Annotated in this window: 8 protein-coding genes; 5 read left to right on the forward strand and 3 right to left on the reverse strand. The window is 71.0% G+C overall.

All coding sequences use genetic code 11. From position 1 onward, the window contains the following. Window positions 1-65: 65 nt before the first annotated feature. Entirely contained in the window at window positions 66-2,681 is a 2,616-nt protein-coding gene (locus tag ABZ887_RS28555; RefSeq protein ID WP_361294942.1) for an ATP/GTP-binding protein, read from the reverse strand. Between the two features lie 415 nt (window positions 2,682-3,096). Between ABZ887_RS28555 and ABZ887_RS28560 the strand changes: the two genes are divergently transcribed. After that, window positions 3,097-3,402: a hypothetical protein gene (locus tag ABZ887_RS28560; RefSeq protein ID WP_361294945.1), complete on the forward strand. Its 306-nt coding sequence runs from the start codon at window positions 3,097-3,099 to the stop codon at window positions 3,400-3,402. Here ABZ887_RS28560 and ABZ887_RS28565 read toward each other — a convergent pair. After that, window positions 3,375-4,265, reverse strand: a complete 891-nt coding sequence (locus tag ABZ887_RS28565) for a zeta toxin family protein (protein ID WP_361294948.1) — start codon at window positions 4,263-4,265, stop codon at window positions 3,375-3,377. The genes ABZ887_RS28560 and ABZ887_RS28565 overlap by 28 nt on opposite strands. 310 nt (window positions 4,266-4,575) lie before the next feature. On the opposite strand from ABZ887_RS28565, the gene ABZ887_RS28570 reads away from it, so the two are divergent. The 3 genes from ABZ887_RS28570 to ABZ887_RS28580 all read left to right on the forward strand — a co-directional run bounded on the left by ABZ887_RS28570 (window position 4,576) and on the right by ABZ887_RS28580 (window position 8,863). Continuing rightward, window positions 4,576-5,421 carry a dolichyl-phosphate beta-glucosyltransferase gene (locus ABZ887_RS28570; protein ID WP_361294951.1) on the forward strand — a complete coding sequence of 282 codons (846 nt, stop codon included), beginning with the start codon at window positions 4,576-4,578 and terminating at the stop codon, window positions 5,419-5,421. Continuing rightward, a complete protein-coding gene (locus tag ABZ887_RS28575; RefSeq protein WP_361294954.1) occupies window positions 5,418-7,499 on the forward strand; it encodes a glycosyltransferase family 39 protein in 2,082 nt (693 codons plus the stop codon). Before ABZ887_RS28570 ends, ABZ887_RS28575 begins: the two co-directional genes overlap by 4 nt. A gap of 245 nt (window positions 7,500-7,744) precedes the next feature. After that, on the forward strand, window positions 7,745-8,863 hold the full coding sequence (locus ABZ887_RS28580) for a M20/M25/M40 family metallo-hydrolase (protein WP_361294957.1): 1,119 nt from the start codon (window positions 7,745-7,747) through the stop codon (window positions 8,861-8,863). Between the two features lie 14 nt (window positions 8,864-8,877). Here ABZ887_RS28580 and ABZ887_RS28585 read toward each other — a convergent pair whose 3' ends face one another. Beyond that, complete coding sequence (locus ABZ887_RS28585; RefSeq protein ID WP_361294960.1) at window positions 8,878-9,609, reverse strand: TetR/AcrR family transcriptional regulator; 732 nt, start codon at window positions 9,607-9,609, stop codon at window positions 8,878-8,880. Between the two features lie 191 nt (window positions 9,610-9,800). Between ABZ887_RS28585 and ABZ887_RS28590 the strand changes: the two genes are divergently transcribed. Further along, window positions 9,801-11,513, forward strand: a complete 1,713-nt coding sequence (locus tag ABZ887_RS28590; RefSeq protein ID WP_361294963.1) for a peptide ABC transporter substrate-binding protein — start codon at window positions 9,801-9,803, stop codon at window positions 11,511-11,513. Window positions 11,514-11,516 lie beyond the last annotated feature (3 nt).

Genomic DNA, 11,516 nt, shown 5'->3' on the forward strand with positions numbered 1-11,516 from the left:
GGAAGTGTTTCAGCACTTTGGCGGCTGACTGATCCTCTTCAGTTTGTGATCTAACCGGCCGGTCCTCAGCCTCGCCGGCCGGTGGCCAGGGCACGCCAGCGGGCCCGGGTGACGTCCTCGCCGTCCACCCAACGCACCCCGCTCGCGGCCGGACAGGGCGGTTCGATGCCCGCCATGAAGCACACCACGTCGCCGTAGTACGCGTAGTCCGGGCCGGGGCCGAGATCCCGCAGTCGTGCGACGACCGCCTGAGCCTGCGACCGGTCGTCCAGGACCGCGTGGTGGAACCCGAGAGCGAGTTCCAGGGTGAACCGGGCGGCGGTGACGCCGGCGACCGCGGCCTCGGCGCGCAGTACATCGGCGCGGTCGGCCACCTCGGCGCCCGGCGTTCCTGCGTCCCGGACCAGGGCGGCGATGCACGCGGTGAGCCGGGTGGTGCGCAGGACGAGACCGTCGAGCAGTAGCTGGGCCAGATCCAGTTCGTCCGCGGCGGCGGTCGGGTCGACGAAGGCCAGGACGAAGGCGCGCTGGGTCTGGGCAATGGCGTACTCACCGGCCACGGCGTGCCGCTCGGCCTCGTCCCGCGCCGCCGCGTATGCCTCGGCGGCCCGCGTCATCTCCCCCTGCACCCACCAGACGTCACCGAGCACGCGGTGCCGGCGCCCGGCCCAGCCCAGGGTGGCGGCGGCGCTCAGCGCGGTCGGGAAGTCACCGGCCAGCCGGGCCAGATGGGCCAGGCCCCGCCGGGCCGCCGGGGCGAGCCGTCCGCCGCCCTCGGCGACGGCCCGCATACCGCCACGCGACTCCTGCGAACGGCCCAGATCGCGCTGCGCCTTGGCCCGGTAGTACACCGCCATGTCCCGCAACTCCGGTGGCAGCAGCCCCGAGTCGACCACAGCCGTGAGCCGGGCCACCGTGCGCTCCCGATGCTCGTGCTGGCGGCGGGCGAGGGCGCTGAGGGTCTCCACCAGGGCGTCGGCCGGTGTCCTCAGCACGGCCGACTCGCCGTCTGCCGGGGCAGGCGGGGCAAGGGGCTCCCAGACGGAGTCGCCGACGTAGCTCCAGGCGGCGTCGGCGAGCCAGCCGGGTTCGAGGGCGAAATCGCGCGCGAGGCGCAGGCCCTGGCGCAGACAGGCGACGAGGTGGGCCCGGTCCCGGACCGGCGCCCCGGTCCACCGCTCGCCGATCGCGTCGAAGGCCCGCCGCGCCGCCCGCTCCCAGTCGGTGCGCGACCAGCGGTCGTCGGCCCGGTCCTCGGTGGTGCGCAGCGTCGTCCGGATGACGGCATGCAGGTGGAACGGCCAGTCGGCGGCCGGGTCCGTCCGCACGAACGGCCGCTCCACCAGGCGCAGGGCCGCCGACTCGTGGGGCAGTCCGGCGGCCCTGGTGGCCAGCGCCACGTCGAAGTTGTCGAGGAGCGACACCGAGCGCAGCACATGCCGTTCGTCGGGGGTCAGATCACTGAGCGTACGACTGATCAGCGCCGGGAAACCGAGGTCGAAGTCGGTCGGGCGCGGGGTGCGGCCGGTCCGGCGGATCGCCAGGAACCGCTGCACGGCCAGGTCCAGGTGGAGCGGCAGCCCGTGCGAGCAGTCGGTGATCACCGCGCGGACATCCGCGTCGATGACGGGCCGGCCGTCCCGGGTCAGCCGACGGGTGAGGTAGTCGTCGCAGTCCTCGGCCGAGAAGTCACCGATCAGCACCTGCCGTTCGCCGCCCGGGGCACCCTGGGCCGGGCCCGGCGGGGCCGCCAGGCCCGGCCAGGATTCCGGTCCGGTCCAGTCGAGCTGGCCGGCCAGGCCCTCGTCGGCCCACTGCAGCATGCTGCGGCCGGTGACGACGAAGAACGCGTTGGGCATCAGCCACACCAGGCGCTGCACCAGCCGTTCCAGGTCCCGGTGCACCCGGTCGCCGACGTCCTCGAAGGTGTCCAGCAGGATCACCGGGACCACGGCCCGCCCGGCGGGCTGCCGGGCGAGTTCCCAGGCGAGCAGATGCGGATAGTAGGAGAGCGCGTCCGGACCGGGCTCGGCCTCCAGCAGGTCGGCCAGGCGGGAGCAGCCGGCGAGCGCGCGTACCGCGGCCCGGTGTTCACGCAGGGCGCGGACCAGGGCGCCGGTGACCTGGCCCACCACCGCGCCCACCGTGCCGGGCAGCAGCAGGGCCTGGGCGACGTCGCTCAGCGCCGACTGCATCTGCTGCGGGAGAGCCTTCCCGAACCGCCTGCCCAGGCCGCCGCGGCGCAGGAACTCCTCCAGCGGCTCGCCGGGGTGGACGTGGTCCCAGTACCGGCGCAGCGCCAGATCGAAGGCGGGCAGCGGTCGGCCGAGGTCGGCGAGCGCGAGCCGGACCATGAGGACGGCCCGTTCGAAGTCGGTGTTCGCGGAACGGGCGAGGTCGATGCGCACGGGCAGGACACGGGCCCCGCTGTTCCCCCATACGGGCTCGCCCCACTGGGCGGGGCGGTGCTCGGCGGCGGCCAGCGCCGCCTCCACCTTCCGGGACAGCGTGGATTTTCCGATGCCGCCGACGCCGTGGAAGACGAGGACGTTGTCGCGCGGGGTTTCCAGGTCCTCGACGTCGAATCCGGGCCGGCCGACGGCCCTCAGATGGTCGGCGAGCGCGGAGGTGACGACCGTCCACTGCTCCGCCCTGTTGGTGAAGGGCTCCTGGACCGCCAACCGGTCATTCGAACTGAACAGCGACCGCAGATCCCGTCCACCCACGCCACCCCCAGGATTCAGAAGCAGCTTATCCCCTGGCACGAGCGGACTTTCACGGAGAATTCGGCCAACCATCATTCGCTCCCGAGATCGCGGCCCGGTACCCCGCCACAAGGGTGCACTCGGGCCACGGAACTCGCACGGCAGCCAACCCTCCACCCCGGACCTCCTCCGATCTCCCGTGACCCTTCTGTCCGATTTCGCTGCGGGCCTTCACGACCTGTGGAACACTCTCTGCTACGCATGAGAAATGGGAACGACCGCCGAACCAGTCGGGCACATCCGAACCCGTCGACGCCAGACTTGTCCACCCGACGAGAAATTCCTCGCGTACGACACAGCCCGAGGCAGGCCAGCCTTCGAGGTGACCCAGGTGTCCGATCCGAAGAGCCGACAGCAACAGTCACCCGATCCGTCGGACGAGACATCTCCCACCCCATTCATCGGATACGCGGCGGCACTTGAACGCATTCGTCTGGTGACCGCCTGGTATTCCGAAGCCATCGGCCAGGAGGAGCAGTCGGAGTCTCCCGATGTGACCCGACTGGCCGCACTGCGCGCCGAACGGCGCAGCTGCACGGCCGACGAACGAGCACTGGCGGACGCCGACGCAGCCGAGATCACCCGCACCGCCACCGCCTACGCCCGGCGCTACCGCGGCTTGCGCACACCGGACTGAGGGCGCATGTCGGACGGCAACAGAGGCCACGCCAGCGCGGCGATCTCGTCCAGTTCGGGGCGCTCCTCCGGCAGGTCCCGGTCCAGTTCCTGCTGGACCCGGCAGAACTCCACCGCCTCCGGCGGGCTGTACGGTCGCAGCCGCTCGGCTTCCAGAGCGGATACGGCGCCCGATCCCAGCCGCCCGTCAGGATGCCGTTCCGCACGGTAGAGCTCGGTCTGGTCGCGTCGCACGACGGTGAGCACATCGACCGCCGCCGACCGCTCCACCGCCGACAGCGCCCCGGGAAGGGACGTGTAGCACGCGTCGTGCCCGTCGGCCGGGGTGAGACGGCAGGGAAGTTCACCCCCTTGGCTCCCCACGGCGTACCGGTGGAGGATGCCCTGCCGGCTGTCCGCCCGGCGCACGGCCAACGCCACGAGCGTCAGGTGGTAGCCCCTTTCCCGGTAGGCCGCCGCGCTCGCCAGAAGCCCTTTCGGAGAACCCGGGGCGATCTCGACGACGACGTCCGCGGGAATCGTCCGAACATATTCCTCCGCCATCTCCTGCCACAGCTGGTAGTCCGGACGAATGAGTTTGCCGGCCGTGCGCGGATCCCGAATCAGGAGCCGCTGATGGTGCGGGTGGTAGCTCTTGAAGCGGTCGCCGCTGATCCGTACCGGACTTCGGCCCGGGATCAGCGGACGCCATCGGTGCCCGCTCTCCGTCTTGCCGCTGCCCGGCTGGCCCACGACCAGGACAGCCCGGGGATCCGAGCTGCGCGGAAGGCCGGACAGGTGATCGTGCCGGATGTCCCGGAAGGCCGACTGCAATTCCTTCGCGGAAAGGCGGGTGTCCGTCCCGTCACCGCGGCCAGTCTCCAAGGGAACCTCGATCCTTGAGTCACAGAGTCACTGGCCCCCCATGTGTCTCAAGAGAATCTTGCGACGCCGCGCCCGCGCACTTCAATCGGCTCCGGAGCACCCACTCCTTTTGAGTGGTCCCGGCCACCGGACCAGGCACACCGAAACAGCCTCGAATACCCGGCCACGGAAACCCGGTAACCCCCCGCCGAGGCGTTTCCTGGGTACAAGGGGCGAGTCCACTGTGCGAAAGCTGTGAGTTCCCTGATTCTCATCCGTCGCTCAGTGAAGCCTCAGAGCCGCCCCAGACAGCGGTCCGATCGTCAGTGTCATGAACGAAACGAACGCGGGAGGCGTCCGGCGCCGGTCGGTCGAGATCGTGGTGCCGGTGTACAACGAGGCACACGTCCTCGCCGGCAGCATCGGCCGTCTCCACGCATACCTCGAAGACTCCTTCCCGTTCCCGTTCCGCATCACCATCGCGGACAACGCGAGCACGGACGCCACCTGGACGGTGGCGACCGACCTGACCCTGCGCCTGCCGCACGTCCACGCACAGCGGCTGGAGCAGAAGGGCCGGGGCCGCGCCCTGAAGCACGTGTGGAGCCGGTCCACCGCCGACGTCGTCGCCTATATGGACGTCGATCTGTCGACGGGGCTCGACGGCTTCCTGCCCCTGGTCGCCCCACTCCTCTCCGGGCACAGCGACCTCGCCATCGGCAGCCGGCTGCACCGGCAGTCGGCCGTGGTGCGCGGCCCGAAGCGGGAGTTCATCTCGCGCTCCTACAACCTGCTCCTCAAGGCAGGCCTCGGCGCCCGCTTCTCGGACGCGCAGTGCGGCTTCAAGGCCGTGCGCACCGAGGTGTTCCGCGCCCTCGCCCCGCACATCGAGGACACCGCCTGGTTCTTCGACACCGAACTCCTCGTGCTCGCCCAGCGCAACGGGCTGCGCGTGCACGAGGTCCCGGTCGACTGGGTCGACGACCCCGACAGCCGGGTCGACATCGTCCGCACCGCCGCCGACGACCTCAGGGGCATGGCCCGCATGTTCCGGGCCACCGTCACCGGCCGCACCCGCGTCCACGCCGTACCCCGCCGCACCACCGTCCCCCAGAACGTCACGGCCCTGCCCACCGGGGCAGCCACCGCCGTCGAGCCCTTGGAGTACGCGTCATGACGACCCTCGCCCCGCCGCCCACCCCGGTCCAGGACGGCCGGCACCGGGCCGCCACCCCGCCGGTCTCCCGTGCCAGAAGGCTGTTCCTGGGCGCCCCCGAGGACCCGCGCTGGGCCCGCCCGGCGCTGTGGGCGATCCTGCTCCTGGCCACCGCCCTGTACGCCTGGAACCTCACCTCGATCACCGGCAACACCTTCTACGACGCGGCGGTCTACTCCGGCACCAAGAGCTGGAAGGCGTTCTTCTTCGGCGCCCTCGACGCCGGCAGCTTCATCACCGTCGACAAGCCCCCCTTCGCCCTCTGGGTGATGGGCCTGTCCGCCCGCGTCTTCGGGTACGGCACCTGGCAGTTGATGCTGCCGATGGTCGCCGTCGGCGTCGGCTCCGTGGCCCTGCTCTACCGGCTGGTGAAGCGGGACTTCGGGGTCGTGGCGGGCACGATCGCCGCCCTCGTCCTGACCCTCACGCCGATCACCGTCGCCATCAACCGGGACACCAACCCCGACCCGGTCCTGGTCTTCCTGATGCTGCTCGGCGCGGCCGCGCTGCTGAAGGCCGTGCGCACGGGCAGGCTCATGCCGCTGGTCTGGTCGGCGGTCGCGATCGGGTTCGCCTTCAACACCAAGATGATGCAGGCGTACGTGGTGCTGCCCGCGTTCTTCGTCGTCTATCTCTGGGCCACGAACCTGTCGCTGGGCAAGCGCATCCGCAACCTCGCCGTCGCCACGGTCGCGTTGGTCGTGAGCAGCGCCTGGTGGATGGTGGTCGTCGACCTGATCCCGGCCTCCTCGCGGCCCTACATCGGCGGCTCCACCGACAACACCGTGTGGGACCTGGTCATCGGCTACAACGGCTTCGGCCGGATCTTCGGGGCGAGTTCCTCGGTGGGCTCGCAGGGCAACGGCGCGAGCTTCGGCGGCAGTTCGGGCCTGTACCGGATGTTCAACGACATCATGGGCGGCCAGATCTCCTGGCTGATCCCGTTCGCCGCGATCGCCCTCGTCGGCGGCCTGGTGCTGCGCGGCCGGGCACCGCGCACCGACGCCAGGCGGGCGGCCCTCATGCTCTGGGGCGGCTGGTTCGTCCTGCACTTCCTGACCTTCTCCCTCGCCGAGGGCACCTTCCACCCGTACTACGTCACCGCCATGGCGCCGGGGATCGCCGCCCTGGCCGGTGCGGGCGGGGTCATGCTGTACAAGGCGTTCAAGGAGGGCTCGGTCGCGAAGTGGGGCTGGGTGCTTCCGGCGGCCGTCGCCGCCACCACCGTCTGGGCGGTCGTGCTGCTCCAGCGGGTCTCCGGCTCCGGCACGGTGTACACGGTCGCCGAGGCGGTGGCCGCGCTGGGCGGTGCGCTGGCGGTGGCCGGGCTGCTGGCCGGGCGGTTCATGCGGCGGCAGAAGCTGATGGGCCTCGCGGCGGTGGCGGCGGTCGTCGCCCTGCTGGCCGGCCCGGCCGCCTACTCCGTCTCGGCGGCCACGACCGCGAGCACCAACGGCACCAACCCGACGGCGGGGCCGAACACCGGTGGCGGCATGGGCGGTATGGGCGGCGGCGGCCAGCGCCCGAGCGGCAGCGCGCCGAGCGGGACCGCCCCCAGCGGTTCCGGCAGTTCCACCGGCTCCAGCAGCTCCAGCGGGCAGTCCATGGGACAGCCGCCGACCGGCACGGGAAGCACTGGCACCGACTCCAGCTCCAGCAGCCAGTCGGAGTCCGGTCGTACCGCCGGAGGCATGGGCGGTGGCACCCAGGTCAGCTCCGCGATGATCACGTACCTGAAGAAGCACCAGGACGGCGCCACCTGGCTGGTCGCGGTGGCCACCGACCAGACCGCGTCCTCGATCATCCTGGAGTCCGGTCAGCCCGTCATCTCCATGGGCGGCTGGTCCGGCAGCGACGACGCGATGACCCTCGCCAAGCTCAAGAGCCTGGTGAAGGCCGGCAAGCTGCACTACATCGTGGTCAGCAGCGACGGTGGCCAGGGCACCAACTCGGACATCGCGACCTGGGTGAAGAAGCACGGCACGGCGGTCAGCGCGTACAGCGGTCTGTACCGCCTGGACGCGTCCGACGTCGGCTGACCCGCTCCGCCCCGTCGCCTTCTTCGCGGTCCTGCCGAGAAGGCCGCCGGCCTCGGGCCCGGCATGACACACCCCGGAAGGTGGTGTGTCATGCCGGGCCCGAGGTGTTCTCCGTCGTACCCGCGAAAGATAGCAACGCATATTGACTATCTCCTAGACTAAGAGCATGGTGATGCTTCCGGAATCCCGGCGGCGCACGGCCGGCGGGAGGGTCCGGGACCGTCATCGACCGGAAGGGAGCTGCCTTGTCCTTCAGTTCCGGCTTCACGCCCCCCGAGCGCTTCACGCGGCGACTGGGGCAACTGGTAGGCATCGAGACGCCGTCGGGTGCGGACCGAGGGCTGAACGACGCCTACGACCTGCTCGAAAGCTGGGCGGGCAGCGCGCTGGGCCGCCCGCGACGGGTCGCCTCCGACGGGGTGCCGCATCTGTACTGGCGCGGCGCCGATCCCGCCGTACCGAAAAGCCGTCGGGTCCTGCTGCTCGGGCACGCCGACACGGTGTGGCCGCTCGGCACCCTGGCGGAGATCCCGTTCGCCGTGACGGGAACGCGCGCGACCGGCCCCGGCGTCTTCGACATGAAGGCCGGTCTCGTCCTCGCCTTCGAGGCACTCGCGCAGGCGGGGGACGTCTCCCACGTCAGCATGGTGGTGTCCGGTGACGAGGAGCGCGGGTCGGCCACCTCGCGCGCCCTCGTCGAGGAGGCCGCCGCGGCCTGCGGCGCCGTCCTGGTGCTCGAACCCGGCGAGGGCGGCGCGCTCAAGACCGCACGCAAGGGCGTCGCGCAGTACCGCCTCGGCGTCAGCGGCCGGGCCGCGCACGCCGGCCTCGAACCGCACAACGGCGTCAACGCGCTGATCGAGCTGGCCCATCAGGTGCTGACGATCAGCGATCTGGCCGACCGGGACCGCGGAACCACCGTCACGCCCACGGTGGGCAGCGCCGGCACCACCACCAACACCGTTCCCGAGCGGGCGTTCCTGGACGTCGACGTGCGCGCCTGGGAGCGCACGGAACTGGAACGGGTGGAACGGGAACTACGGGCGCTGCGGCCGCGGGAGCCCGGCGCGGAACTCGCCTGCCAGGGCAGCGTCAACCGCGGCCCGCTGGAACGCGCGATGTCCGCCGGGCTGCTGGACTCCGCCCGGGCGGTCGCCGAGCGGCTGGGGCTCGCCCCGGTCACCGAGACCGGCGTCGGCGGCGGCTCGGACGGCAACATCACCGCGAGTCTGGGGGTGCCCACCCTGGACGGCCTCGGCCCGGACGGCGGTGGCGCACACGCCCGCCACGAGTGGGTGGACCTGACCTCCGTCCGGGACCGTACGTCCCTCGTCGCCGGCCTGCTCGCCGATCGGGCGCCCTGAGACCGGGGCGCCGGTCACGCCCCCGTCGCCCTGTCCCGCACCCGGGTCTCCACCGAGTCCAGCAGCATGTCGATCGCGTTGTCGAAGATCCCGGGATCGCCGATCGCCGTCAGCGGGGCCGTCAGACCGGCGATCCGCGGGTAGGTGTCCGCCGGGAGGCGGCGGTATTCCAGCTCCCAGGCCAGCGTGTCCCGGTCGCGGGAGTCGGGGTCGAGGGCCTGGAGCCCGGCCTCCATGGCGGACAGCGAGCGGACGACATTCCCGAAGACCCGGACGAACGCCACCGCCTCCTCGTCGTCGAGACCGGCCCGGTGCAGGCAGTCGAGGGCGAACTCCACGTTGGCGAACTCGGTCGGCCGGCGCGTCGTACGCGCCGCCATCTGCCAGGCGAACACGGGATACCGCAGGTAGTGCTCGTGGATGTACCGGGCCTGCGTGCGCAGGTCCTCGCGCCAGGAGTCGGTGGCCTTCAGCTGTCCGCCGTAGGAACGCGCCCGCAGGTCGTCGATGAGCTCCAGGACCAGCTCGTCCTTGTCGCGGAAGTGCCGGTAGAGCGAGGTCGGGTGGGCGTGCAGCTCCTTGGCCAGGGCCTGGAAGGTGAACGACTCCAGCCCGTCCCGGGAGGCGACCTTCTCCGCCGCGTCCAGGATCACCCGCCGGCTGAGCGTGTCCCGCGCCAGCCGCCGCCGTCCCCCGGTCCCACCCGCCGCGGCTCCCTTGCCGTCGCCCGCGCGCGCACCACTCATGCTCTTCCCTTCCCTCGGCTCCCTCGGCGTTCCGGGCCGCCGTCGCGACCCTATCGCCTGCACGCCTGCACCAAAACGTTATTCACACACCTGGGCAATACAGACGCATAGTTACTAGCCTATCTGCATTGCTAAGTCTTGTGGGGCTCCCTACGATGAGCCCACGGCTTCGCCACGGAAGGTTTCCAGCCATGCCTCAACCGCTCACGGCGACCGTTCAGGGCCGGTTCCCGGCCAGACTCCCGGCGGCCGGCGCACTCCTCACCGCACTCACGCTGACCGCCACCGCATGCACCTCCGGGGCTGCCTCCCCCCAGTCGGACTCCGGCACGAACCTGCCGGTCAGGCAGGGCGGCAGCCTCGTCATCGGAGCCGAGCAGGAACCCGACTGCGCCGACTGGATCGGCACCTGCGGCGCCTCCGTCTGGGGCACCTACCTGATGCAGACCGAGACCGTCCCACAGGTCTTCGACGTCCGCCTCAAGGGCGGGAACTGGACACCGGTCGCCTCGAACCTGATGGCGTCCGAGCCGACCACGAAACTGGTCGGGAAGCAGCAGCAGATCACCTACCGGCTCAACCCGAAGGCCGTGTGGTCCGACGGAAAGCCGATCACCTCCGCCGACCTGAAGTACACCGCCCTCCAGGTCCGCGACGGCAAGGCGATCTTCGACAAGAGCGGCTACGACCGCATCACGTCGATCGCCACCCCCGACGCCACCACCGCCGTCGTCACCCTCAAGTCCCCCTACGGCAACTGGAAACAGCTCTTCGGCGCCGGCTACGGGGTGCTGCCCTCCCACCTCCTCCAGGGCAAGGACCGGGACGCCGTCATGAAGGACGGCTACACCTTCGGCGGCGGCCCCTGGAAGATCGCTTCCTGGAAGAAGGGAGTCTCCGTCACCCTCGTCCCCAACGCCCGCTACTGGGGCCCCAAGCCGCACCTGGACAAGGTCACCTTCCAGTTCGCCTCGGACACCTCGGCGGCGATCCAGGCCTTCGCCGGCGGAACCTTCGACGCCCTCTACCCCACCCCGCAGCTCACCACGGTCGACCAGATCAGGACCCTGGGCAGCGCGGCCCGCATGCAGGTGCAGTCGCAGACCGGCAACCTCCAGGCCCTGTGGCTCAACAACGCCAAGTTCCCCTTCGACTCGGCGGCGGTGCGCAAGGCCTTCGCCTACTCGGTCGACCGCGAGGCCATCGTCAGGCGCCTGTTCGGCTCCTACGGCGTCACCGCCCCCGCCCAGAGCTTCCTCTCGCCCCTGGTCTCCCGTTACGCGTCCACCGACTTCTCCGGCTACCGGCCCGACGCGGCCGAGGCGGCGCAGCTGATGAAGGCGGACGGGTGGACGAAGAACGGGAGCGGGTACTGGGCGAAGAACGGAAAGGAGGCCGCGTTCACCGTCACCTCCCTCGCCGGCAACCAGAGCCGCGAGCTGACCGAGCAGATACTCCAGGCCCAGCTCGCCAAGGCCGGGTTCCGGGTGACGATCAAGAACTCCACGCCCGCGGAGCTCTTCGGCAAGCTCGCCCCCGCCGGTGACTTCCAGCTGGGCCTGTGGAACCTCACCGACGCGTTCCCCAACCCGACCCTCGCCGCCAGCTTCAGCAGCACGGCCATCCCGAGCGCCGCCAACGGCCGGTCCGGCATCAACTTCATGCGCATCCGCATCCCCGGTCTGGACCCGGTGCTGGAGCAGGTGGAGACCGAACTGGACGACACCGCCCGGATCACGGAGTCGCGCAGGGCGGAGAAGCTCATCGCCGACGACGTCCCCTCGCTGCCGCTGGCCGCCGTCCCGAACATCCTGGTCACCGGTGCGCGCGTCGGCGGACCGCTCTCCATCAACCCGGTGGAAGGCCCCTGGTGGAACCTCGAGGAATGGGGCCTGACGAAATGACAC

This window comes from Streptomyces sp. NPDC047061, assembly GCF_040643955.1.
Taxonomy (GTDB): Bacteria; Actinomycetota; Actinomycetes; order Streptomycetales; family Streptomycetaceae; genus Streptomyces.

Bases quoted from the DNA above. Each gene is read 5' to 3' on its own strand.
- ABZ887_RS28570 (WP_361294951.1), top strand. From the start codon at position 4,576: ATGAACGAAACGAACGCGGGAGGCGTCCGGCGCCGGTCGGTCGAGATC.
- ABZ887_RS28575 (WP_361294954.1), top strand. From the start codon at position 5,418: ATGACGACCCTCGCCCCGCCGCCCACCCCGGTCCAGGACGGCCGGCAC.
- ABZ887_RS28585 (WP_361294960.1), bottom strand. From the start codon at position 9,609: ATGAGTGGTGCGCGCGCGGGCGACGGCAAGGGAGCCGCGGCGGGTGGG.
- ABZ887_RS28590 (WP_361294963.1), top strand. From the start codon at position 9,801: ATGCCTCAACCGCTCACGGCGACCGTTCAGGGCCGGTTCCCGGCCAGA.